This window comes from Agrococcus sp. UYP10 (assembly GCF_040547205.1).
Classification (GTDB): Bacteria; Actinomycetota; Actinomycetes; order Actinomycetales; family Microbacteriaceae; genus Agrococcus; species Agrococcus jenensis.
Window position 1 is genome coordinate 1,285,457 of record NZ_JBEPPG010000001.1, and the last position, 23,916, is coordinate 1,309,372.

General features: G+C 73.6%; 17 protein-coding genes. 12 read left to right on the forward strand and 5 right to left on the reverse strand.

All coding sequences use genetic code 11. The features are described 5' to 3' along the window. Positions 1 to 110 precede the first annotated feature (110 nt). The gene (locus ABIB37_RS06420; protein WP_354258213.1) at positions 111 to 1,037 is read left to right on the forward strand and encodes an AEC family transporter; all 927 of its coding nucleotides are present in this window, start codon (positions 111 to 113) and stop codon (positions 1,035 to 1,037) included. Here ABIB37_RS06420 and ABIB37_RS06425 read toward each other — a convergent pair. Then, positions 1,034 to 1,396, reverse strand: a complete 363-nt coding sequence (locus ABIB37_RS06425) for a hypothetical protein (RefSeq protein WP_354258216.1) — start codon at positions 1,394 to 1,396, stop codon at positions 1,034 to 1,036. The genes ABIB37_RS06420 and ABIB37_RS06425 overlap by 4 nt on opposite strands. 59 nt (positions 1,397 to 1,455) lie before the next feature. On the opposite strand from ABIB37_RS06425, the gene ABIB37_RS06430 reads away from it, so the two are divergent. Then, on the forward strand, positions 1,456 to 2,052 hold the full coding sequence (locus ABIB37_RS06430) for a hypothetical protein (RefSeq protein WP_354258217.1): 597 nt from the start codon (positions 1,456 to 1,458) through the stop codon (positions 2,050 to 2,052). A gap of 83 nt (positions 2,053 to 2,135) precedes the next feature. Here the strand turns inward: ABIB37_RS06430 and ABIB37_RS06435 are convergent, their stop codons facing one another. Then, positions 2,136 to 2,954, reverse strand: coding sequence for an HAD-IIA family hydrolase (locus ABIB37_RS06435; protein WP_354258220.1), 819 nt, complete (start codon positions 2,952 to 2,954; stop codon positions 2,136 to 2,138). Positions 2,955 to 3,205: 251 nt separating this feature from the next. On the opposite strand from ABIB37_RS06435, the gene ABIB37_RS06440 reads away from it, so the two are divergent. The 7 genes from ABIB37_RS06440 to ABIB37_RS06470 all read left to right on the forward strand — a co-directional run bounded on the left by ABIB37_RS06440 (position 3,206) and on the right by ABIB37_RS06470 (position 14,627). Beyond that, positions 3,206 to 5,983 (forward strand): hypothetical protein, encoded by a 2,778-nt coding sequence (locus tag ABIB37_RS06440; protein WP_354258223.1) that lies wholly within the window; start codon positions 3,206 to 3,208, stop codon positions 5,981 to 5,983. A gap of 69 nt (positions 5,984 to 6,052) precedes the next feature. Next, positions 6,053 to 7,507: a SpaH/EbpB family LPXTG-anchored major pilin gene (locus ABIB37_RS06445; protein WP_354258226.1), complete on the forward strand. Its 1,455-nt coding sequence runs from the start codon at positions 6,053 to 6,055 to the stop codon at positions 7,505 to 7,507. An 82-nt stretch (positions 7,508 to 7,589) separates the two neighbouring features. Next, positions 7,590 to 8,531 carry a class C sortase gene (locus tag ABIB37_RS06450; protein WP_354258229.1) on the forward strand — a complete coding sequence of 314 codons (942 nt, stop codon included), beginning with the start codon at positions 7,590 to 7,592 and terminating at the stop codon, positions 8,529 to 8,531. A gap of 19 nt (positions 8,532 to 8,550) precedes the next feature. Beyond that, positions 8,551 to 9,213: a TrmH family RNA methyltransferase gene (locus tag ABIB37_RS06455; protein WP_502914035.1), complete on the forward strand. Its 663-nt coding sequence runs from the start codon at positions 8,551 to 8,553 to the stop codon at positions 9,211 to 9,213. A gap of 198 nt (positions 9,214 to 9,411) precedes the next feature. Then, complete coding sequence (locus tag ABIB37_RS06460) at positions 9,412 to 12,210, forward strand: hypothetical protein (RefSeq protein WP_354258231.1); 2,799 nt, start codon at positions 9,412 to 9,414, stop codon at positions 12,208 to 12,210. Positions 12,211 to 12,266: 56 nt separating this feature from the next. Continuing rightward, the gene (locus ABIB37_RS06465) at positions 12,267 to 13,664 is read left to right on the forward strand and encodes a SpaH/EbpB family LPXTG-anchored major pilin (RefSeq protein ID WP_354258234.1); all 1,398 of its coding nucleotides are present in this window, start codon (positions 12,267 to 12,269) and stop codon (positions 13,662 to 13,664) included. Between the two features lie 75 nt (positions 13,665 to 13,739). After that, positions 13,740 to 14,627, forward strand: coding sequence for a class C sortase (locus ABIB37_RS06470; RefSeq protein ID WP_354258237.1), 888 nt, complete (start codon positions 13,740 to 13,742; stop codon positions 14,625 to 14,627). A gap of 52 nt (positions 14,628 to 14,679) precedes the next feature. Here the strand turns inward: ABIB37_RS06470 and ABIB37_RS06475 are convergent, their stop codons facing one another. From ABIB37_RS06475 to ABIB37_RS06485, 3 genes are all read right to left on the reverse strand, one after another. Beyond that, positions 14,680 to 15,477, reverse strand: coding sequence for a DNA-formamidopyrimidine glycosylase family protein (locus tag ABIB37_RS06475; RefSeq protein WP_354258240.1), 798 nt, complete (start codon positions 15,475 to 15,477; stop codon positions 14,680 to 14,682). Between the two features lie 88 nt (positions 15,478 to 15,565). Beyond that, entirely contained in the window at positions 15,566 to 20,167 is a 4,602-nt protein-coding gene (locus ABIB37_RS06480; protein WP_354258243.1) for an ATP-dependent helicase, read from the reverse strand. Positions 20,168 to 20,228: 61 nt separating this feature from the next. Beyond that, positions 20,229 to 20,720 carry a hypothetical protein gene (locus tag ABIB37_RS06485; protein ID WP_354258245.1) on the reverse strand — a complete coding sequence of 164 codons (492 nt, stop codon included), beginning with the start codon at positions 20,718 to 20,720 and terminating at the stop codon, positions 20,229 to 20,231. 168 nt (positions 20,721 to 20,888) lie between these two features. Here ABIB37_RS06485 and ABIB37_RS06490 point away from each other — a divergent pair, with 168 nt between their 5' ends. The 3 genes from ABIB37_RS06490 to ABIB37_RS06500 are packed head-to-tail and all read left to right on the forward strand — an operon-like array spanning position 20,889 to position 23,910. Continuing rightward, complete coding sequence (locus tag ABIB37_RS06490) at positions 20,889 to 21,899, forward strand: acyl-CoA dehydrogenase family protein (protein WP_354258247.1); 1,011 nt, start codon at positions 20,889 to 20,891, stop codon at positions 21,897 to 21,899. Then, positions 21,896 to 23,197 (forward strand): PIG-L family deacetylase, encoded by a 1,302-nt coding sequence (locus ABIB37_RS06495; protein ID WP_354258250.1) that lies wholly within the window; start codon positions 21,896 to 21,898, stop codon positions 23,195 to 23,197. The genes ABIB37_RS06490 and ABIB37_RS06495 overlap by 4 nt, the downstream gene beginning before the upstream one ends. A gap of 14 nt (positions 23,198 to 23,211) precedes the next feature. Continuing rightward, positions 23,212 to 23,910 carry a glycosyltransferase family 2 protein gene (locus tag ABIB37_RS06500; RefSeq protein WP_354258253.1) on the forward strand — a complete coding sequence of 233 codons (699 nt, stop codon included), beginning with the start codon at positions 23,212 to 23,214 and terminating at the stop codon, positions 23,908 to 23,910. Positions 23,911 to 23,916 lie beyond the last annotated feature (6 nt).

The window sequence follows — 23,916 nt, forward strand, 5'->3', positions numbered from 1 at the left end:
CCGCCCCCGGCGGCTGCCCGAGTCGAGACCACCACGCCACGCATGGCACGCCCGCTCCGCGGTGATGTCAGACTTGTCCTGACCAGTGGACGAGCGAGCGCGGAGGTGACATGGGCGGCGTGCTCATCGGCTTCGCCGTCATCGGGTTCGTCATCTTCGTCGGCTGGCTCCTCGCGCGGCTGAACGTCGTGAACCAGGAGGGCCGGCTGGTCCTCAACAAGACGTCGTTCTTCGCCGCGAGCCCCGCGCTGCTCTTCATCGTGCTGAGCGAGGCCGACGTGGGACTCCTCTTCTCGAGCGTGCTCGCGGTCGCGCTCATCGGCTTCATCGCCGTCGCCGGCATCTACATCGTGGTCGCCCGGATCTGGTTCACGCGCGACCCCAGCCGCATCGCGCTCGGCGCCACCGCATCCGGCTACAGCAACGTCAACAACATCGGCCTGCCGGTCGCGATCTACGTGATCGGCGATCCCGGCTTCATCGGGCCGATGCTGCTGCTGCAGCTGCTCGTGCTCGCGCCGCTGCTGCTCACGACCCTCGACGTGCTCACCGCCGGCCGCGCATCCTTCATGGGCATCATCACCCAGCCGCTGCGCAACCCGATGCTCATCGCCGCGGCGCTCGGCGCGCTCGTGTCGGCGCTCGGCATCCAGCTGCCCGACCCGGTGCTCGCGCCGCTCGAGATCCTCGGCGGGGCCGCGGTGCCGCTCATGCTGCTCGCCTTCGGCATCTCGCTCGGCGGGGAGCGCCCGCTGCAGCCCGGCTCCGGCCGCAAGGAGGTGGCGCTCGCGGTGGTGCTGAAGTCGCTCGCGATGCCGGTGATCGCCTACCTGCTCGCGCGGTTCGCGTTCGGGCTCGACGAGCAGCTCGTCTACGCGTGCACCGTGATGGCGGCGCTGCCGTCGGCGCAGAACATGTACCAGTATGCGCTCCGCTACGACCGCGCGACCGCGGTCACCCGCGACATCGTGCTGCTGACGACGATCGCCTCGCTGCCCGTGATGCTCGTCGTCGCCTGGCTGCTGAAGCCCGCCTAGCCAGGCCACTCCGTCAGCGGCGGGGCTGGCCGCAGGCGCCCGTCGGGCACCGGCAGCTCCCAGAAGCGCGCGTCGCCGCCGATCGCGCCGAGGTCGTCGCGCTTCACCCGCACGCGCTCGGGCGTGACCTCCGTGACGCGCACGCGCTCGTCGGCGCCGTCGACGGCGAGCAGGAACGCGTCCATGAGCCACGCCAGGCTGTGCTCGTCGAGCAGCGCCTCGGCGGCGGACCAGTCGCCCGGCTCGGCGAGCGGTCGGCCCAGAAGGTCCATCGGCTGGAAGTCGTCGCCCGCCTCGCGCAGGTAGCCGACCACCTCGCCGTCGGCGCGGCGATGGGGGATCCAGGATGCGGGGATCATGCCCACGACCCTAGGGCGGCCGGGCTCGGCCGACCAGCGCGCGGGCGTAGCGTTGCAGCGTGCGCTGGTCCGACCGCCTCTTCCGGAGGCCGCCCCTCATCGTCGCCGGGCAGCCGGCCACGGGATGGCTCGGGCTGCTGACGTCGTGGGCGACGGCCGGCTACGGGGCCGCGTCGGCCTCGAGCGCGACCGGGATGCTGCTGTCGGCCGACGAGGCATGCGGCTCGCTCTCGACCGCCGTCTGCCAGGTCGCGGGCTGGGGCGGGCTGCTCATGGGCGTCGTGCTGCTCGCGGTCGCCGCCGTGCTCGGCCTCGTGGTCGCGCGCGGCTTCGGCCCGCCGATCACGTGGTGGGTGCTGCCGCTCATGCTCGGCGCGCTCGCCTTCGCGCCGTTCCGGGCGGCCGCGGGCGCGTCGGTGCCGTGGCTCTGGCTGCTGCTGGCGGTCGCGTCGGCGATGCTCGCGCTCGCCGTCGCGGGGGCCGCGGTCCGGCGAGGCAAGGCCGCGCTCTACGGCTGGATCCGCATCGACGGGCTCGACGCGCGCGAGGCGGCCCACCGCCCGATCGACCGGGTGCTCGCCCCCGCTGCACTCGCCGCGGCCGTGATCGCGGGCCTCTTCGGCGCCCACGTCATCCGCCTGCTCTCCGAGTCCTGATCTCTCAACGGAGCAGCTGGCAGCGCGAGGGCACTATCCCCTCGCGCCGCCAGTCGCTCCGTTGAGGATCCCGATCGAGGGGGCTAGACGTCGGTGTGGGGCTCGTCGAGCTCGGACTCGGCGGGGACCGGGTCGACGAGCTCGTAGACGCCCTGCAGCGTCTCGTCGGGCCGGAAGGGGTAGGTCGCGACGAGCGACGGATCGGAGATGCCGGTCATGACGAGCACCGTGTGCAGGCCCGCCTCCATGCCGGCGATGATGTCGGTGTCCATGCGGTCGCCGATCATGCCGGTGACCTCGGAGTGCGCGCCGATCTTGTTGAGCGCCGAGCGGAACATCATCGGGTTCGGCTTGCCGACGATGTAGGGCACGCGACCCGTCGCCTTCGTGATGAGGGCGTTGATGGCGCCGGTCGCCGGCAGGATGCCGTTGGCGCTCGGGCCCGTCGCGTCGGGGTTCGTCGAGATGAAGCGCGCGCCGGCCGCGATGAGCCGGATCGCCTTCGTGATGGCCTCGAACGAGTACGAGCGGGTCTCGCCGATGACGACGAAGTCGGGGTCCGACTCCGTCATCGTGAAGCCGATCTCGTGCAGGGCGGTGATGAGCCCCGCCTCGCCGATCACGAACGCCGAACCGCCGGGCATCTGGTCGTGCAGGAAGTCGGCGGTCGCGAGCGCGCTCGTCCAGATGCGCTCCTCGGGCACGGTGAGGCCGGATGCGCGCAGGCGCGCGGCGAGGTCGCGGGGCGTGAAGATCGAGTTGTTCGTGAGCACGAGGAACTCGGTGCCGGCGTCCTGCCACTGCTGGAGCAGCTCCTTGGCGCCGGGGAGGGGCCGCTCCTCATGGACGAGCACGCCGTCCATGTCGGTCAGCCAGCATTCGATGTCGGCACGGGTGCGCATGGGCTCAGGCTACGCGCCCCGTGCGCCGCCCTCTGTGTCGGCCTCGTGAACACCTGACTTCCTTCGAATTCGAACCACCCTTGCCGAACGCTGAGGTTGCCCAGTCATGAACTGAGGATTCCTTTAGCGCGACGGGCAAGTTTGCTGAGACTGGCTCAATACCGTTCTGGAAGAACCATCGCCCCGGTGCGCGATCCCCTGCCCACCACTCCTGCGCGGTCCTCTTCCCCCTCTCGAAGGCAGTCATCCCCATGCGCATCCGCACGTCCACGCCACGACGCTCCACGCGAGCCGTCGTCGCTGCGGTCGTGCTGTCGGTCATGGGCGGACTGCTGCTGCCCTTCGCCTCCTCGGCTGCCGCGCGGGCCGTCCCGGGCCCCGAGACGATCAGCTCGACCTCGGTGGCATGGCGCGTGACGGATGCGTCCGGCGCGCTCGTCGGCGGCGCGACGTTCGAGCTGCAGGGCCCGCGCACCAGCACCGTCTGGGGCAACATGGAGTGGAACGTCAGCTGGAACACGGCCATCACCGTCACCGACTGCAGCGCTGCTCCGTGCGCGGGACCGGACGTCGACCCCGACGCCGGCGAGTTCCAGGTCGCGAGCATCGGCTCGCACCGCGTCGAGACGGGCGCGCGCTACCGCCTGCGCCAGACGGCGAGCCCGGCCGGCTACGAGTCGCCGTCGACCGCCTGGTCCGAGATGGGCAGCAACGCCCAGTGGCAGTCGCGCGTCTACAGCTTCTCGGCCTTCCAGGTCGCGGCACTGCCGGAGGTCTCGTGCGCGTCGAACCGCCTCTACGCGACAGCCGCCAACGGCATTGTGAGCGCGATCGTCGTCAACGGCAGCACGGCGAGCCTGTCGACCTTCGGCCAGTGGCCCGGCGTCGACGACGTCAACGCCCTCGGCGCGAGCGCCGACGGCACGCTCTACGCCCTCCAGCGCGCGAGCGCCACCTCCGTCGAGAGCGTGCTGCGCTACAGCAGCACCACCGGCTGGCAGTCGATCCCTGCGAGCTACACCGCCGGCAGCTCGCTCATCGCCGGCGCGGTGAGCCCCCTGAACGGTCGCTTCTACTTCGGCGGCGGCTTCCTCGAGGGCAGCGTCTACAACTTCCGCCTGCACCAGTTCGACCCGGCGACGGGCGTGGTCTCGCGGGTCGGCATCATCACGACGAGCCTCACCGCCGAGCAGAACGCCGACATCGCGTTCGACGCGGCCGGCAACCTCGTGGTCTTCCACAGCCCGCTGAACGGCAGCACGACGGTGTCGCGCTTCGACGTCGCGGCCTCCGCGGTGAGCGCCGGGACCGGCACGACCCGGCTCGCGTCGGTGCGAACGACGGTCGCGTCGGTCGCCGCCAACGTCAACGGCGTCGCCTTCGACTCCGACGGATCCGTCTACTTCGGCACCGAGACGCAGCTGCGTCGGGTGGATGCCGCGGGCGGCACGCCGACGACCATCGGCCAGCTGCCGAGCAGCGTCGACCTCGCGAGCTGCGCGGCGCCGGTGACGATCACGGTGCAGAAGGCCGTCCCGGCCCGCGCCGCCGCGACGGACCAGTTCGCGCTCTCCATCCGCCAGGGCACGAGCGGCACGGTGCTCGGCACCGCCACCACGACGGGCACCGCCACCGGTGTCCAGGCCGCCCGCATCACCGACATCACCGTCCCCACCTCCGAGACCGTCACGATCTCCGAGTCGATGGCCTCCGGCACCGCGGCCGACTACGACGCGAGCTGGGCCTGCGTGAGCGGGACGCAGGTCATCGCCTCCGGGACCGGCACGTCAGGCACCTTCACCGCGCCCGCCACGGGCGGGGCGAGCGTCGTGTGCACCTTCACGAACGCGCCGCTCGTCACGAGCATCACGGTGCGCAAGGACATGCAGGACGTCAACGGCGCGAACACCGCGCCGCGCGAGCGCTGGACGGTCGGCGCGGCGGTCGCCTCCGGCGCGACGCAGATCGGCACCGTCACGACGTCGACGCAGCAGACCGCCGCGAACGGCACCGCGAGCTGGACGATCCGCCACACCAACGCCAGCACCGCCGCCCGGATCGCCATCAGCGAGCAGCAGCAGGCCGGCTTCGACTTCGTGCAGGCGTACTGCGACGTGACCCCGCTCGGGGGCACCCCGGCGCGCACGGCGATCACGAGCGCGGCCGGCAGCACCCTCACCATCGCGCCGGGATCGACCGTGAGCTGCGTCTTCACGAACAAGGTCCGGCCGACGACGCTGACGCTCGTCAAGCAGGTCACCTTCGGCACCGCACAGGCCAGCCTCTTCACGCTCACCGCGACCGCCCCCTCCGGCGCGCTCGCCGGACCGACCGGGGTGAGCGGCGCCGCCGCCACGACGAGCGCTCGCATCACGCCGGCCGCGGCCTACCGCCTCTCGGAGTCGGGCGGTCCCGCCACCTACGCGCAGGTCGGCAGCTGGACGTGCGTGAACCAGACGGGCGCCACGGTCGCCGTGAGCGCCGCGGGCGATGTCTCGGCGGCGCAGGGCGACGACGTCACGTGCACCGTCCGCAACGCCACGGCGAACCTCGTCATCCTCGAGCGCATCGAGGGCACGACCTCGCTGACGGCGAACCAGTTCTCCCTCACCTCGACGCCGACGGCCCTCGCAGGCCTCGCGGCGACGACGGTGACGGGCTCCGAGTCGGTCGCGAGCGGGAGCACCATCCAGGTGCGCCCCGGTCACGGCTACGCGCTCACCTCGACCTCGACCGCGGCCTTCATCGGCCTCCGGTTCGAGCGCTACACCGGCACGGTGGGCGCGAACGGCTCGGTCGACCACACCAATGCCGCCCTCTGGGTGGCGGCCGATCCCGCGACCGTCTCGGTCGCAGCGGGACAGACCGGCATCTACCGGTTCGTCGCCACCGCGCCCAACCCGTTCGTGCTGCCCTCCACGGGCGGCGTCGGCACGGCCCAGATCCAGCTGCTCGGCGGAGGCTTCGCGGCCCTCGCCCTCCTGACCGGCCTCGGGCTCCTGCTCCATCGCAGGCGCCACGCGGCCTGACCCCTCACCCAGAGACCCGGCGCCACGCCGAACCCGATCACCACGATCGGCATCATCAAGGAGAACGACATGAACACCACCACTCGCAGGAAGGGCAGCCGCCTCGTCGCTGGCCTCGTCGCCGCGGGCATCGGCGTGGCCGCAGCCCTCGGCGTGGCCACCCCGGCCATGGCCGCCCCGGACTCGTCGAACATCAACCCGGCGGCGACCGGCTCGGTCGTCGTGCACAAGTTCCAGCAGCCGACCACGCAGGGCGCCCGCTCGACCGGCTCGGCGCTGCCGAGCGCGCAGACCTCGACGCTGACCCCCGTCTCGGGCGTCACCTTCTCGGTGCGCCGCGTCACGCACGCCACGGCCCTCGACCTCACGAAGTCGTCGACCTGGCAGACGCTCTCGACCCTCACGCCGGCGCAGGTCACCGCCGCAGGCAGTGGCTACTCGCTCGGCACCGCTGCCACGCAGGTCACCGCGGCCGACGGCACGGCCACGTTCGGCTCGCTCCCCGTGGGCGTCTACCTCGTCGAGGAGACCGCGGTCGGCGCCCAGCCCGTCGCGCTCCGCGCACAGCCGTTCCTCGTCTCGATCCCGCTGCCCGAGAACGGCGCCTGGGTCTACGACGTGCACGTCTACCCCAAGAACGCGATGACGGCCATCACGCTCGCGCAGGACACCACCGCCGCGCGTGCGCTCGGTGACACCGTGAAGTACACCGTCACCACGAACGTCCCGAACAAGCAGACCGGCAACCCGATCACGTCGTACGTCATCACCGACACGCTCGATGTCACGCAGGTCACCTACGCGAGCTCGGTCGTCCGCCTCGGCACCACGGTGCTCAGCGCCCCCGGCACCGCGACGCCCGACTACACGCTCACGACCGACGCCGCGACCGGCCTCGTCACCGTCACCCTCACGACGGCCGGCATCGCCAAGGTCAACGCCGCCCCGAACGGCTCGCAGGTCATCCTCGAGGTCAACGCCACCGTCACCGCCCTCGGCGACGGCAGCATCGAGAACAACGCGACCGTGAACATCAACAGCACGACGACGGTCCAGGCCACGCAGGTCGTCTCGAGCTGGGGCGCCGCCCGCATCATCAAGTACCCGTCGACGAACGAGAACCTCCGCCTGCAGGGCGCCGTCTTCGAGGTCCGCCTCCCCGGCTCGGCCACGGCCATCCCGGTCGGCAGCGGCACGCCCCGCCAGACGCAGTTCACCACCGGCGAGAACGGCGAGGTCGTCATCCCGGGCCTCATCGCGGGCAGCTACGAGCTCGTCGAGATCACGGCGCCGACCGGCTACCAGGTCAACTCGACGCCGATCGCGTTCACGGTCACGGCCGGCACCACGGCCAACGCCGTGCAGGTCAAGGTCGCCAACACGCAGGTCCCCGCCTTCGCGCTCCCCATCACGGGTGGCGACGGGCAGATGGCCTTCATGATCGGCGGCGGCTCGCTCCTCGTCGTCGCAGCTGGCGCCTTCCTGATCGTCGCCGGCCGCCGCCGCGCCGAGCAGCAGGCCTGATCCACCACGAGGGGAGGTCGCGGCAGCAGCCGTGACCTCCCCTCGCCTCTCTGCCTCATCCGTCCCCGGCCCCAGGAGCACCATGCGTCCCTTCCGCCCCACCCGCCGCGCCGTGCGCGGCGCGGTCGCGGTCGCGGTGCTGACGATCCTGGGGGCGGGGACGATGCTCTACCCCGCTGGGGCCTCCTGGTTCTCGCAGCTCGAGCAGTCGCAGCTCACGCAGGAGTACTCGGTCGAGCGCGGCAGCGAGGGCGCGGCCGTCGAGCGCGAGGCGCTCGTGCACGCCCGCGCCTACAACGACACCCTCCCCGGCGGCGCGATCGGCGATCCCCAGGACCCGAGCTCGGCCGACGGCACGGGGGAGATCGCCGAGCAGTACCGCTCGCTGCTCGCGAACGACGCGAACGGCGTCATGGCGCGCATCCGCATCCCGTCGATCGGCGTCGACCTGCCCGTCTACCACGGCACCATGGAGGAGACGCTGCGGGCCGGCATCGGCCACCTCTTCGGCTCGTCGCTCCCGGTCGGCGGCGTCGGCTCCCACTCGGTGCTCACGGGGCACCGAGGGCTGCCGGAGTCGATCCTCTTCACCGATCTCGACAAGGTGGTCGTCGACGACCTGCTCCAGATCGACGTGGAGGGCGAGACGCTCACCTACCGCATCATCAGCTCCGAGGTCTTCGATCCCGCCGACACCGACCCGCTGCTGCCGGTGGTGGGCCGGGACCTCGTCACCCTCGTGACCTGCACGCCGCTCGGCATCAACAGCCAGCGCATCTTCGTCACCGCTGAGCGCGTCGCGAACCCGCCTGCCGACGACCCCGCGCTCGTCATGCCCGAGATCCCTGGCAAGCCGTGGTGGACCGTCGCCCTCGCGGGTGCCTTCGCCCTCGGCGCGATCGTCGTGACCGGCACGTCCCGCCCTCGAACGCCGCGGCAGCCGGTGCGCGGCCGCCACGGCGCGGGGCGCGAGGGGCAGCACGCCCAGCCGGCGACCATGGCCCCCACCTCGATCATCGTCTGACGCGCCCTAGCCTGGAGCGGTGGGGGAGCGCGAGCGGGACGGATCCGAGCGGGATGCCGTCGAGCACGATGCCCCCGAGCCGCAGCTCGAGGTGGGCGTCGGTCCCTGGCAGGGCGAGCGGCCGCAGGACGACCGCCTCGATGCCGAGCTGCTCGCGCTGGGCGACCGGCGCAACGTCGTGGACCGGTACCGCTACTGGCGCATGGAGGCGATCGTCGCCGACCTCGACACCCGCCGCCACCCGTTCCACGTCGCGATCGAGAACTGGCAGCACGACCTCAACATCGGGTCGATCGTGCGCACCGCCAACGCGTTCACCGCATCCGCCGTCCACATCGTGGGCAAGCGCCGCTGGAACCGTCGCGGCGCGATGGTGACCGACCGTTACCAGCGCATCGAGCATCACGAGTCCGTCGATGCGCTCGTCGCCTGGGCCAGCGGAGCGGCGCTGCCGATCGTTGCGGTCGACAACACCCCGGGCTCCGTGCCGGTCGATGCGTCGCCGCTGCCGGAGCGCTGCGTCCTGCTGTTCGGGCAGGAGGGACCGGGGCTGACGGATGCCGCGATCGCGGCCGCGGACGCCCACGTCGCGATCCGGCAGTTCGGCTCCACGCGGTCGATCAACGCGGCCGCTGCGGCCGCGATCGTGATGCACGAGTGGGTGCGGGAGTGGGCGCGCTGAGAGGGGTGACGCCCCGCGCTTGTTCAGGGCGCGTACAGCGCACGTAGGACAAACGTTCACCTATGTGCAAGGTTGCGTCAGACGCACGAAATTCCTTGCATCTTCTGCAATCTGCCCGTACCGTCGTGATCGTCACCCGAGGTGAGCTCGACGCCGGAGCCCTCGACGCTCACCCACTCTCGACGAGGACGACGCCGCATGCCCTGGCCCCTGTCACGCCGCGCGCGCGCACGCGCTGTGGCGACGGGCCTGGCGCTGGTGCTGGCGGTCGGAGCGCTCGTCGGGCCGGTCGTCCCGGCGCCCTCGGCAGCCGCCGTCACCGGGCCCGAGCCGACCGTCGCAGCACCGTACCTGCACTGGCGGGCGACCGATGCGGCGACCGGTGCCCTCGTCGGCGGCGCCACGTTCGAGCTGCAGGGCCCCCGCGGCATGACGGGCCTGACGTGGAACACCGCGATCACGGTCGCCGACTGCTCCGCCGCGCCGTGCACGGGCGCCGACCTCGACCCGGACCCGGGCGAGCTCCAGGTCACGAACATCGGCACCCACCGCATCACGGCCTCCGACCGGTATCGCCTGCGTCAGACCGCCTCGCCGTCGGGCTATGTCGCACCCACGACCGCCGCGTCGACCTTCGTCGAGATGCCCGCCGGCGCGACGTGGACGGCGGGCGCCTACAGCTTCGGCACCTACGCGCTCACGGCGCGCGCTGCGCTCGCCTGCACGACGGGCACCTTCTACTCCGTGAGCTCGGCCGGGCTCGTCCGCCGCGTGAACAACGTCAGCGGCACGGGCACGATCACCGACTTCGGCACGTTCCCCGGCACGCTCGCCAACGTCAATGCGCTGGGCATCGGCTCCGCCGGCACGACGATGTACGCGATCGAGCGATCGACGTCCGCGGCGGACGTGCTCTCGGTGCTGCGGTACACGGTGGCGAGCGGGTGGGAGACGGTCGCGGGCTCCGCGTACACGACCGGCAACTCCTCGTCGCTCGTCGCCGGCGCGGTGAGCCGCACCAACGGCCGCTACTACTTCGGTGGCGCGCACCAGGCGGCCGGCAGCTCGACCTTCAGCTTCCGCCTCCACCAGTTCGATCCCGCGACCGGCCAGCGGTCGCTGGTCGGCACGATCGCGACGAGCTCGACCGTCGCCGCCAACGGCGACATGCTGTTCGACTCGGCCGGCAACCTCATCCTCATCCTGAGCGGCACGAGCGGCGTCACGACGCACACCGTCCCGGCGGCGACCCTCGCCGCGGCCACCGGCGGCACGCTCGCCGCGACCTCGACGACCGTCGCGAGCAGCGTCGGCGCCGACATCAACGGCTTCGCGTATGAGTCCGACGGCTCGGTCTACGCCGGCAACGGCACCACGGTGCGGCGCTACGACCCGACCACCTGGACCCAGATCGGGACCACGCCCATCACGACCGCCCTGACGAGCAGCACCGACCTCGCTAGCTGCGCAGCACCCGTCTCGATCACGGTCGTGAAGAGCGTCGCCGGTCGCGTCGCGGCCACCGATCAGTTCACGCTCGCGGTGCGCAACGCGTCGAGCACGGTGCTGGGCACCGCGACGACGACCGGCACGAGCATCGGCCAGCAGGCCGCTCGCATCACCGGCGTGAACGTGCCCACCGGCGCCGCGCTGACGATCGCAGAGACCGCCGCATCCGGCAGCCTCACCAACTACCAGTCGACGTGGGCGTGCACGAGCAACGGCACCGCCTACACGTCGGGCACGGGCGCGTCGATCGCCCTCACCACCCCGGCGACGCCCGGCGCCAACGTGGTCTGCACCTTCACGAACGCGCCGCTCGTCACGAGCGTCGTCGTCCGCAAGGTCGTGCAGGACGCCGATGGCGCGAATCCGCAGCCCGGCGTGGGCTGGACGGTGCGCGGCGCCACCACCGCGCAGACCGGCACCGTCACCGCGACGCCGGCCGCGACCACGCAGCAGACGCTCGCCGACGGGGCGGCGCGCTGGAGCCTGCGCCACAGCGCCACGTCCGCGCTCGCGACGATCGCGGTCGGCGAGACGCAGCAGGCCGGATTCGACTTCGTGAGCGGGCAGTGCACCGTCACGACCGCGGCGGGGGCGGTCTCCACCGTCGCGCTGCTGAGCGCGAGCGGCGCGAGCGTGACCGGCGTGCAGCCGGGGTCGAGCGTCGACTGCACGATCGTGAACCGCGTGCGCGTCACGACGCTCACCCTCGTGAAGGCCGTGTCGTTCGGCGACGCGGCGCCCAGCTCGTGGCCGCTCGCCGCGGTCGGGGCCACCGGGTCGCTCGCCGGCCCGTCCGGCACCTCCGGCGCCACGTCGGCGAGCGCCCGCATCACGCCGGGCGTGGCGTACCGGCTGAGCGAGTCGGGCGGACCCGCGACCTACGTGCAGGTCGGCGGCTGGGCGTGCGTGAACCAGACCGGGGCGACCGTCGCCGTCTCGGCGGCCGGTGACGTCATCGCGACCCAGGGTGACGCGGTCACCTGCACGGTGACGAACGCGACGGCACGGCTCGTGCTGCTCGAGCACGTCGAGGGCGCCGCCACCGTGGTGCCCTCCCAGTTCTCGCTGACCGCGACGCCCGCCGCGCGCCCGGGGCTCTCGGCATCGACCGTCGCCGGCTCCGACACGGCCACGACCGCCGCGACCGTGCAGGTCCGGCCGGGCCACAGCTACGCCCTCGCCTCGACCTCGGAGGCGCCGCACCTGCAGCTGCGCTTCGAGCGCTACGTCGGCACCGTCGGCGAGGGCGGCGTCGTCGACCACGCGAACGCGAGCCTGTGGCGCGCTGCGGACCCGTCAGCCGTGACGGTCGCGGCCGGGCAGACCGCGATCTATCGCTTCGTCGCCGCCGAGCCGTTGGCGTTCGCGCTGCCGTTCACCGGCGGTGTCGGCCTCGACCAGGTCCAGCTCGTCGGAGCCGGCGTCTTCGCCGTCGGCCTGCTCGCCGGATTCACCGCCCTGCTGCTGCGCAGGCGACGGACCTCATGACCACTTCCTCTCAACCACTCGACATCGACCGCCCGGTCGTCACCCAAGGAGAAACCATGCACACCACCACCCGTCCGAGGGGCGCACGCCTCGTCGCGGGCTTCGCGGCAGCGGCCGTCGGCGCCTTCGCGGCGATGGGCGTCATCGCCCCGGCGTCCGCCGCTCCCAACATCGACCCCGATCTGACGGGTTCGATCACCGTCCACATGTTCGAGCAGCCGGCCACCACCGGCACGCCGAGCGACGGCCGCCCGCTCCCCAGCACGAGCGGCCTGACGCCGCTCGAGGGCGTCACCTTCAACGCGCAGCGCGTCACGTCGATCGACCTCTCCTCGAACACCGGCTGGACGACGGCGAGCGGCCTGACCGCGAGCGACGTCATCGCCGACTCCGTGGCCTACCCGCTCGCCGCGGGCACGCCCGACACCACCGACAGCGCCGGCGTCGCGACGTTCACGGGCCTCGAGATCGGCGTCTACCTCGTGCAGCCGACCGCGGTCGGCGGCAACGAGGTCGCGCTGCCGACGCAGCCGTTCCTCGTCTCGGTGCCGACGCCCATCGAGGGCGATGAGTGGCTCTACGACGTGCACGTCTACCCCAAGGCGTCGCTGACCGACATCACCATGTCGCTCGACGACGAGGACGCGTACGAGCTCGGCGATGACATCACCTGGACGATCGACGTCCTCGTGCCGCGGCAGAGCGAGGGCGACACCATCTCGTCGTTCATCGTCACCGACCAGCTCGACGCGACCCGCCTCGACCTGCAGTCGACGACCGTCACGCTCGGCACCACGACGCTCGTGCTCGGCACGCACTACTCGCTCACCGAGGTCGACGGGCTCGTCACCATCACGTTCCTGCCCGCCGGCCTGACGCTGCTCAACGCGAGCGGCGGCCAGACGCTCGAGATCGCGCTCGTCACGACGGTCACCGCCCTCGGCGACGGCACGATCGAGAACTCGGCGAACCTGTACGTCAACGACACGGCCTTCGCCGCGCCGTTCCCGTCCGACACCGAGATCAGCTACTGGGGTGCGGCCGTGATCGTCAAGCACGCGCTCGGCGACGAGGCGGCGCTGCTCGACGGCGCGGTCTTCGAGCTGCGCAACAGCGCGGGCACCGTGCTCGAGACGATCACCGTCGACGGCACCTACACGATCCCGGGCCTCCGGACCACGCCCGCTCGCGAGGTCTACACGCTGACCGAGATCGAGGCACCGACGGGCTACGTGCTCGACGCCACGCCGCGGTCGTTCGCCGTCATCGCCGGCCCGGTCGCATCCGCGGTCGAGCTGCAGATCGCCAACGCGCAGGCTCCGGCCTTCGAGCTGCCCGTCACGGGTGGCGCGGGCCAGACCGCGTTCCTGATCGGCGGCGGCGCGCTGCTCGCGGTGGCGCTCGGTGCGCTGCTCGTGCAGGTCGGCCGACGCCGCACGGCCAAGCAGGACTGACCCGGTGCTGGGAGGCCGCGGCGACGCGGCCTCCCAGCGCTCGTGCACGACGACCGGAGGGGATCGGTGCCGCGGATGCGACGGACTCGACGCGCGACGCGCGGCGCGCTCGGCGTCGTCGCGCTGCTCGTCTCCGGCGCGTGCATCATGCTCTACCCGGCGACGGCCGCGTGGTTCGCCGAGCTGCGGCAGTCGCAGCTGCTCGGCGACTACGCGACCGTCGTCGAGCACACCGACGGCGCCGCGCAGCGCGCTGCGCTCGCGTCCGCGCAGGCCTACAACGAGACGCTGACGGGCGGCGCGATCGTCGAGCCCGACCTGGAGCGGGCTTCCGACACCACGGGTGAGGCGGCGGCGGACTACCGCGCCCAGCTCGCCGGCGACGAGCACGAGGTCATGGCCCGCGTGCGCGTGCCGGCGATCGGCGTCGACCTGCCGATCTACCACGGCACCTCCGAGGAGGTGCTGCGACGGGGCGTCGGTCACCTGTTCGGCACGGCGCTGCCGGTCGGCGGTGCCGACACGCACGCGGTCATCACGGGCCACCGAGGGCTGCCCGAGTCGACGCTCTTCACGAACCTCGACCAGGTGGGCGTCGGCGACCTCGTGCAGATCGACGTCGCCGGTGCGCTGCTGACCTACCGGGTGTCGGCCACGCGCGTCGTCGAGCCGAGCGACACCCACTCGCTGTTCCCCGTGCCGGGCCAGGATCTGCTCACGCTCATCACCTGCACGCCGCTCGGCATCAACAGCCACCGCATCCTCGTGACCGCAGAGCGCATCCCCAACCCCTCGGCGGACGACCCGTTGCTCGAGATGCCGCCGATCCCCGGGCTGCCGTGGTGGAGCGTCGGCCTCGCGGCCGCGCTCGGCGCGGCGGCGGCGATCGTCACGACGTCGTCGCGCGCTCGCGACGAGGTCGCCCGCGAGCGCCGCCAGCTCGCGCACGCCGAACTTCCCTGAGCAGTCGATCCTCCCGACCGAATCCCCGAGTTCAGGGAAGCTGGGCGATGGATCAGACGGCGGACGGCTCCGGCTGGCAGCGAGGGCACCACTGCACCTGGCGCAGCATGCCGTCCTCGAGGCCCAGCTGCGCATCGCGGATGCGCGTGCCGCAGCGCAGGCACGGCTGGCCGCCGCGGCCGTAGACCCACGTCCGCTTGCCGCGCCGCGCATCACCGGTGAAGGTCCGCTCGGTGCGGTCGCGGTTCGCGACCATCAGCCGCCGTGCGAGCGCGACGAGCGGCTCGACGTCGACCTGCGCGATCGGCGTGACCGGATGCACGCCCCGCAGGAAGCAGAGCTCGCCGCGGAAGACGTTGCCGAGCCCGGCGACCGCGTGCTGGTCGAGCAGGGCGACGCCGATCGGCGCATCCGTGTCGCGCAGCCGCCGCACCGCCTCCGCCGCCATCGCGTCGTCCCAGGCGGGATCGAGCAGGTCGGGGCCGAGGTAGGCGAGCGTCGCGAGGTCCCCCGCGCGGGGCAGCAGCTCGAGCACCGGCAGGCTCGACCCGACGATGTCGTGCTCGGCGGTCGACAGCACGACGCGGACGGTGTGGCTGGCGACCGGCGCGCGGCCGCCCGGCGCGAGCACGTGCCAGAGGCCGTCCATGCCGGCGTGCGAGTGGATCGTCCAGTGCTCGCCCCGCATGAGCAGGTGCTTGCCGACGCTGCGGACCTCCTCGATGCGCTCGCCCGAGAGGTCCGCGGTCGCGAGCGACGGCACTCGGAAGTCGCTGCGCTCGAGCGTCCGCCCCGCCATCGCGGCACCGAGGTTGACCGCGGCGCGATAGATCGTGTCGCCCTCCGGCATCAGCTCTCCCTCTGCTCAACGTCGCCAGTGGTCGCGCGTCGGCCAGAGCGCCTCGTGCGACCACCGGCGACGTCGAGATCCTGGAGGGTCACGGGCCGATCCGGTAGCCGCGCGGGGTGCGCCGCAGGTTCGCGCGCTCGAGCATCGGCGCGAGGTCGGCGTCGAGCGACGAGCGGCCGTCGACCTGCTCGAGCACGCGGCGGCGACCGCCGAGCCGCGCGACGGCATCGGCGAGGCTCTCGAGCGCCCGCACGAGCACGTCCTCGTCGTCGACGAACGTGAGCAGCGACTTGCCGCCCCGCTCGAGGTGCAGCACCGGGCGGCCGCCGACGATCGTCGTCAGGGCACCGACGCGGCGGGTCGGCCGGTGGTCGCCGCGAGGCTCGGGCCAGGGGAGCGCTGCCCCGAACGGATTCGCCGGGTCGACGGCCGAAACCGTCGCGATCGCGTCGGTCGGACCGCTCGACTGGCGGGCGCGGAGCGCGTCGACGACCGGCGCATCCGCGAACTGGGCGGCGCCGAGGCCGTCGACGAAGTAGCCGCGGCGGGTGTGGCCGGCCTCCTCGAACGCCTTCAGCACCTGGTAGACGCCGTGGAAGCCGCCCGGCACGTCTTCGGCGACGACGCTGCCGCGGGTGACGACGCCGTAGCGCGCGAGCAGCGCGTCGGCGGTCTGCGCCGCGAGCTCCGTCGGCGCCCCTGCCGGGCTCGACGCGAGCAGCCAGCGGCCCGCGAGCAGCGGCATCGCGTCGCTCCGGGATGGGCGCGCGAGGCCGATGCGGCGGCGGCTCGCGGGCGAGGCGCGCCGGCTCGGGGCGGGCGCCGCGCGGGCGCGGGCACCGAGCAGGTGGGCGCGCAGCGGCGCGATCGTGTCGTTCGTGACCCGGCCGGCCCAGACGAGCGGCCACAGCACCTCCGCGAGCCGAGCGGGGTCGAGCGCGACCATGTCGCCGAGCTGGCGGGCGAAGAGCGCACCGCCCTCGGCGAGCGCCGCCAGGATCGCGGCGGCCTCCGGGTCGTCGTGGCCCACGTCGCGGCGCTGCGCCACCCCGTCTGCCGCACGCAGCACGACGCGGCCGTCCTTGCCCGTCAGCGCGCCCGCGCCGGCCCAGGTGATGAGGCCGCTCGCGGTCAGCTCGTCGAGCATCGAGGGCCGGTAGCCCTTCACGCGCGAGGGCAGGATGAGCGTCTCGAGCGCGCTCAGCGGCAGCGGCAGGCCGTCGAGGCCGTCGAGCGCCTCGAGCAGCCCGTCGCTGCCGGTGAGCGGCCGCGTCACGTGCTGGTGGGCGAGCAGGTGGTCGGCGAAGACGGCGTGGTCGACGGGCTCGACGTCGCTGCGCAGCGCCTGCAGGCTGCGGCGCTTGAGCTTCGACAGCACCTGCGCGTCGATCCACTCCTCGCCGCTGCCGCCCGGTCGGTAGGCGCCGGGCAGCACGCGGCCCTGCGCCTCGAGCGCGCGCAGCGCCGAGCGCGCGACGGCGGGTGCGAGGCCGAGCCGGGCGCCGACATCCTCGACGGTGAACGGTCCGTGCGTGCGCGCGTGGCGGGCGACGACGTCGCCGATCGGATCGAGCACCGTCTCGAGCAGCGCCGACGGCACGCCAGGCGGCGGCGGCACGCCGAGCGCGTCGCGGAGCCGCGCGACGTCCTCGATCGCCGCCACGCGCTCCTCGTCGCCGATCCGCACGCGCACCGCGCGCCGCGCATCCACGAGCTCGGCGGCGAGGGCGGCGGCGCCGGCCTCGTCGAGCGCCGCGTCGCCGGCTCCCTCGAGTCGCGCCGCGAGCTCGCCGACGGTGAGCGGTCCGAGCAGCCGCAGCAGGTCGGCCGCGCCCTCGACGCCGCGCGCCCGCCGATCGGGCGCGAGCCGCTGCAGCTCGAGCTCGATGCGCTCCACGACCAGCGGGTCGAGCAGCTCGCGCAGCGCCGTCGTGCCGAGCACCTCGGCGAGCAGCGTCGGGTCGAGGGTAAGCGCAGCCGCGCGGCGCTCGGCGAGCGGGGCGTCGCCCTCGTAGAGGAACGCGCCGACGTAGCCGAAGAGCAGGTGGTGCGCGAACGGCGACGGGCTGGGTGTCTCGACCTCGACGACGCGGATGTCGCCGTGCTGGAGCCGCTCCGCGATCGAGCGCAGCGCCGGCAGGTCGTAGGCGTCCTGCAGCACCTCGCGCAGCGCCTCGAGCACGATCGGGAAGTCCGGGTAGCGCTTGGCGACGTCGAGCAGCTGCGCGGCGCGCTGCCGCTGCTGCCAGAGCGGGGCGCGGCGCGCGGGGTCGCGCTTCGGCAGCAGCAGCGCACGGGCCGCGCACTCGCGGAACCGGCTGGCGAACAGCGCGGTGCCGCCGGCCTCCGTCTCGACGATGCGCTCGAGCTCGTCCGGCTCGAAGCGCAGCAGGTCGAAGCCGGGCGGCTCCGCGTCGGAGTCGGGGATGCGGATGACGATGCCGTCGTCGGACGCCATCGCCGCTGCACCAAGGTCGCGGTCCTCGCGCAGCCGCCGGTCGATCGCGAGCGCCCAGGGCGCGTGCACGCGGCGGCCGTAGGGGGAGTGGACGATGAGCCGCCAGTCGCCGAGCTCGTCACGCGAGCGCTCGACGACGATCTGCCGATCGGTCGGCACCGCTCCGGTCGCGGCCAGCTGGTCGCGCACATACGCCTCGAGGTTGCGGCGGGCGCGCTCGTCGGAGTGCGTCAGCTCGAAGCCGGTGCCGGCCGCGAGGGCGGCGGTCGCGCGGCCGATCGAGGCGCCGAGATCGGCGGGCCTGCCCTCGTTGTCGCCGTGCCAGAAGGGCAGCTTGCCGACCTCGCCGAAGGCCGGCACGACGAGCACGCGGTCGTGCGTGATGTCGACCACGCGCCAGCTCGTCGCGCCGAGCGCGAAGACGTCGCCGGTCCGCGTCTCGTAGACCATCTCCTCGTCGAGCTCGCCGACGCGCGCGCCGGGCTTCCCCTCCTGGCCCGAGAGGAACACGCCGAACAGGCCGCGGTCGGGGATCGTGCCGCCGCTCGAGACGGCGATGCGCTGCGCGCTCGGGCGACCCGTGATCGTGCCTGCCTCGCGGTCCCACACGACGCGCGGCCGCAGCTCGGCGAACTCGTCGCTCGGGTAGACGCCCGCGACGAGGTCGAGGGTCGCGTCGAAGGCGCCGCGCGAGAGCTGCGCGAAGGGCGCCGCCCGCCGCACGGTCTGGAACCAGTCGTCGACCACGAGCTCGTCCATCGCCGCGGCGGCGACGGTCTGCTGCGCGAGCACGTCGAGCGGATGCCGCGGCATGCGGATCGGCTCGAGCTCGCCGCGCGCCATCCGGTCGGCGACGACCGTGGCGTGCAGGAGGTCGGCGCGGTGCTTGGGGATGATGACGCCGCGCGAGGCGTCGCCGACGTTGTGCCCGGCGCGGCCGACGCGCTGGAGGCCGCTCGCGGTGCTCGGCGGGGCCTCGACCTGCACGACGAGGTCGACCTCGCCCATGTCGATGCCGAGCTCGAGGCTCGAGGTCGCGACCACGCAGCGGAGCCGGCCGGACTTCAGCTGATCCTCGATCTCGCTGCGCTGCTCCTTCGACACCGAGCCGTGGTGGGCGCGCGCGAGCGGCGGCGCCTCGGCGTCGGGGCCGGCCGCGTCGCGCGCTGCGGCGCGCTCAGCGAGCCGCAGCCGGATGTGCTCGCTCACGTCGCGCAGGATGACGCCGCTGCCCGCTCGGCCTGCCGCCGCATCCGCCGGCGGCGCCGCCTCTGCCTCGTCGAGCCGCTCGGCGTCGAGCTCGTTGAGTCGCGCGGTGAGCCGCTCGGCCGCGCGCCGGGCGTTCACGAAGACGATCGTGGAGCGGTGCCGGTCGACGAGCTCGAGCACCTCGCGCTCGATGTGCGGCCAGATCGACGGCTGGTCGGGCTTCGTCGCGCCGAATGCGCTGCCCGTCGGCGCCGCCTCCTCGCGCTGCGGGCCGCGCAGGTCGGTCATGTCGTCGACCGGGACGGTGATCGTCAGCTCGATGCGCTTCTCGCTCGGCGGCGCCACGACCGTGACGGGCGCCGGGCCGCCGAGGAACGCGGCGACCTCCTCCGCCGGCTTCACGGTCGCGGAGAGGCCGATGCGCTGCGCGGGTCGCTGCAGCTGCGCGTCGAGCCGCTCGAGGCTCAGCGCCAGGTGCGAGCCGCGCTTCGTCGGCACGACGGCGTGCACCTCGTCGACGATGACGGTCTCGACGGTGCGGAGCGTCTCGCGCGCCCGGCTCGTGAGCAGCAGGAAGAGCGACTCGGGCGTCGTGATGAGGATGTCGGGCGGATGCTTCGCCTGCGCCCGGCGCTCCTCCTGCGGCGTGTCGCCGGTGCGGAGGCCGATGCGGATCTGCGGCGGCTCGGCGCCGTCCGCGCGCCCGCGCGCCGCGATGCCGGCGAGCGGTGCGCGCAGGTTGCGGTCGACGTCGACGGCGAGCGCCTTGAGCGGCGACACGTAGAGCACCCGAACGCCCGGCTCGCGCTCCTCGTGGGGTGTGGCATCCTCGCGCTGCAGCCGGTCGAGCGCCCAGAGGAACGCCGCGAGGGTCTTGCCCGACCCGGTCGGGGCGACGACGAGGGTGTGTTCGCCGCGAGCGATCGCCGCCCACGCCTGCGACTGCGCGGCCGTCGGGGCGGAGAACGCGCCGGAGAACCACGCGCGGGTCGCGGGGGAGAACTGCTCGAGCGCATCGCTCACCCGCTCAGTACAGCACAGCGGCCTTGGGGGACGGCCTGAGGGCCGGGCGCGCTGTGCGAGCTCACTCGCAGCTGGTGAACGACCGCTCGACGACCATGCGCGGCTCCACGTCCAGCCCCTCGACCCGTCGGAGGTGGAAGTCGTCGCGGATCAAGAGCTCGGGCGCGTCGGTGCCCGGGGATGCCAGCCGGATGCGGGCCGTGATGTTGACGCCATGGGACCCGTCGGCGTACTGGGTCTCGAAGAACGTCCCGTTGCCGTGCACGCCCTGATGGATGATCGTCCGGTCGACGTACTCGACGCCCGTCTCGAGCCCCACGGCAGTGGCGTGCACGGTGCGGATGCGGAGCTGCGTGACGACACCGCCCGAGGCGCTCGTCACCTCCTGCTCGGTGAAGCGCACCTCGCCGCCGGTGTACATGAGCGGCTCCGTGCAGCCCTCGTCGATGATGCCGCCCGCGAGCGGGATCACGATCGTGCTCCGCACGACCGCGGCGGAGGCCGGTGCCGCCGTGCCGAGGAACGCGCACCCGGCGACCGCGACGACTGCCAAGGATCGGAACCTGATCACGGTGATCATCCCCTTCGATGTGCGCTCACCGCGCTGCCTCATGACGTGCGTCCACCGTGGCACTGCCGAGCAAGCGGGTCAACGGCCGTCCTCGCCCGGCGCCTTCGGTCAGCACAGGCCACGTGGGGGACGAGCGTGAACAATGGAGCGGTGCCCGCTGCCCCCTCGCTCGACGTCGACATCGACCGCGGCGAGGGTGCCCGAGCGCTGCATCGCAGCATCGGTGCGCTGCCCGCCACTGTCGCCGATGCGCTCACGATGGCGCCGGCGATCGCCGCCGCGGTGCCGCTGCCCGCGAGCGGCCGGACCGCGGAGCGGCTCGAGGTGCTCGCCACGCTCGGCGCCCATGACCTCGAGGTCGCGCGCGCGATCGAGCCGCATCTCGACGCGGTCGCGATCCTGTCCGAGGCCGGTGTCGCCCCTCGGCCCGGCGCGTACGGTGTCTTCGCGGCGGAAGGCCCCGGCAGTCGGCTCGAGCTGCGCGAGGGGCGGCTCGCGGGCGAGAAGCCGTGGTGCTCGCTCGCCGACCGCCTCGATCGCGCGCTCGTCTCGGCGTGGCAGGGCGAGGAGCGCGTGCTCGTCGACGTCGACCTGCGGCAGGACGGCGTCCGGGTCGTGCCGGGGGCGTGGCACGCGCGAGGACTGGTCGGCATCCCGTCCGGTCCGGTCCGCTTCGACGGCGCCGCGGCGGAGCCCGTCGGGGAGCCCGGCTGGTACCTGCGGCGGCCCGGCTTCGCCTGGGGCGGCATCGGCGTCGCGGCCTGCTGGCACGGCGGCGCGGTCGCGATCGCGCGGCGCCTCCTCGGTGCGACGGCGGATGCGCCCCTGCGGCTCGCGCACCTCGGTGCGGTCGACGAGGCGCTCACGGCGTCGCGGCTGGCGCTCGCCGACGCCGCCCGGCGCATCGACGCAGGTGACGCGTCGGTCGACCCCGGAACGCTCGCGCTGCGCACGCGCGGGATCGTCGCCCGCGCGGTGGACGAGGTGCTCGCGCGCGTCGGCCGGGCACTCGGCCCTGCCCCGCTCGCGCTGGAGGCGGAGCACGCCCGCCGCGTCGCCGACCTGCAGCTCTACGTGCGCCAGCACCACGCGGAGCGCGACCAGGCCTCGCTCGGCGAGGCGGTCGCTGCGATGGCCGCCGGAGGACGGAGCGCGTGGTGACGAGCGGTCCTCCGCGCTTCGAGGGCGACGATGCCGGCACGCCGCACGACGAGTGGCTGCGCAGCGCCGCGCTGCGCGATGCGCCCACGCTCGAGCGGTCGCCGAGCGCGCTGCTCGTCGTGGCCGCGCATCCCGACGACGAGGTGCTCGGCGCCTTCGGCTCGATGCACGCTGCCGCTCGCCGAGGCATCCCCGTCACGGTGGTCGTCGCGACCGACGGCGAGGGCTCGCACCCCGGCTCTCCGACGCTCGAGCCGGCGGCGCTCGCCGAGCGTCGTCGGGCCGAGCAGGAGGAGGCGCTCGCCGGCGTGGGGGCGCGGCTGATCCGGCTGGGGCTCCCCGATGGAGCCCTGCAGGCCCACCGACGCGAGCTCGTGGCCGCGGTCGCGCCGATCGTCGCGGCGCTGCCGGACGACGCGCTCGTGCTCGCGCCCTGGTCGCGCGACGGGCACCCCGATCACGAGGCGGTGGGCGACGCCGTGGCTGCCGTCGCTCGCGAGGCGGGGCGCGCGTGCGCGTGGTCGCCGATCTGGGCTTGGCTCTGGGGCGAGCCGGGGCTGTTCGACGGGATGCCGGTGCGCCGCGTGCCGCTGGATGTCGACGCGCGCGACGCGAAGGTGCGCGCGATCGCCGCGCATCGATCGCAGGTGGCGCCGCTCTCGTCGCACCCGGCCGACCGCGTCGTGCTCACCTCGGCGATGCTCGAGCGCTTCGCGGGCGACGAGTGGCTGGTGCTCGCTCCGTCCGCCGAGCGCACCGCGTTCGACGACCGCTACGCGTCGGTGGGCGACCCGTGGTCGACGCGCTCGTCCTGGTACGAGCGGCGCAAGCGCAGCCTCGTGCTCGCGTCGCTGCCCGACGAGCGCTACCGGCTCGCCGTCGAGGTCGGCTGCGGCACGGCGACGCTCACCGCCGATCTCGCCGCCCGCTGCGACGGGGCACTCGGCGTCGACGCGTCGGTGCCGGCGCTCGCCGAGGCGCGCCGCACGCTCGCGGATGCGCCGAACGCGTGGGTCGAGCACCGCACCGCTGCCGACGGCCTGCCCGCCGCCGACGTCGACCTCGTCGTGCTGAGCGAGCTCGGCTCGTACATCGCCGACGCCGACCTGCTGCACGTCGTCGAGCAGGCCCGCGACCGTGGCGCGCACCTCGTGCTGTGCCACTGGCGAGGCGAGAGCGACGACATGCGCCGCTCCGCCGAGGAGGTGCACGCGCTCGCCGCGGGCATCCGCGGCCTGCGGCGAGTGGTCGAGCACCGCGACGACGCATTCCTGCTCGACGTGCTGGTGCCGGAGTGACGCCGATCGCTCGCGTGCTGGTCATCGTGCCGGCGCGGGACGAGGCGTCGACGGTGGGAGCGTGCATCGCGAGCATCGACGTCGCTCGCGCAGCGCTCGCGGCACGCCAGCCGGGCATCGAGACGGCGGTCGTCGTCGTCGCCGACGCGTGCGTCGACGCGACCGCAATGACCGCCCGCGCGGCGGGCGCCGAGGTGGTCGAGATCGAGGCGGCCGCCGTGGGTGAGGCGCGGCGCGCCGGGATCCAGCACGGGCTCGCCCGCTGGCCCGACGCCGAACCTGCGGCGACGTGGATCGCCATGACCGACGCGGACAGCACCGTGCCGGCACGCTGGCTGCTCGACCACGTCGCGGCCGCGCACGACGGTGCGGACCTGCACATCGGACGCGTCGTGCCCGACGGTTCGCACCTGCCGCAGCGCGTGCTCGAGGCGTGGCACGCCGCGCATGACGCCCTGCCGGCCGGAGCGGCGGTGCAGGGCGCGAACCTCGGCGTGCGGGCCGACGCGCTCGCTCGCGTGGGCGGCGTCGCGCCGATGCGGCTTCACGAGGACGTGGACCTCGTCGCCCGGCTTCGTGCGCACGGCGCGGTGCTCGACCTTCGACGACGAGCCCCGGTGCGCACGTCGGATCGCACTCGCAGCCGCGTCGACGGCGGCTTCGCAACCTACCTGGCGGTGCTCGAGGGGCGCGGGCAGCCGCTCATCGACTAGCCCTGC

Bases quoted from the DNA above. Each gene is read 5' to 3' on its own strand.
- ABIB37_RS06425 (WP_354258216.1), bottom strand. From the start codon at position 1,396: ATGATCCCCGCATCCTGGATCCCCCATCGCCGCGCCGACGGCGAGGTG.
- ABIB37_RS06435 (WP_354258220.1), bottom strand. From the start codon at position 2,954: ATGCGCACCCGTGCCGACATCGAATGCTGGCTGACCGACATGGACGGC.
- ABIB37_RS06445 (WP_354258226.1), top strand. From the start codon at position 6,053: ATGAACACCACCACTCGCAGGAAGGGCAGCCGCCTCGTCGCTGGCCTC.
- ABIB37_RS06420 (WP_354258213.1), top strand. From the start codon at position 111: ATGGGCGGCGTGCTCATCGGCTTCGCCGTCATCGGGTTCGTCATCTTC.
- ABIB37_RS06465 (WP_354258234.1), top strand. From the start codon at position 12,267: ATGCACACCACCACCCGTCCGAGGGGCGCACGCCTCGTCGCGGGCTTC.
- ABIB37_RS06470 (WP_354258237.1), top strand. From the start codon at position 13,740: ATGCGACGGACTCGACGCGCGACGCGCGGCGCGCTCGGCGTCGTCGCG.
- ABIB37_RS06475 (WP_354258240.1), bottom strand. From the start codon at position 15,477: ATGCCGGAGGGCGACACGATCTATCGCGCCGCGGTCAACCTCGGTGCC.
- ABIB37_RS06460 (WP_354258231.1), top strand. From the start codon at position 9,412: ATGCCCTGGCCCCTGTCACGCCGCGCGCGCGCACGCGCTGTGGCGACG.
- ABIB37_RS06450 (WP_354258229.1), top strand. From the start codon at position 7,590: ATGCGTCCCTTCCGCCCCACCCGCCGCGCCGTGCGCGGCGCGGTCGCG.
- ABIB37_RS06440 (WP_354258223.1), top strand. From the start codon at position 3,206: ATGCGCATCCGCACGTCCACGCCACGACGCTCCACGCGAGCCGTCGTC.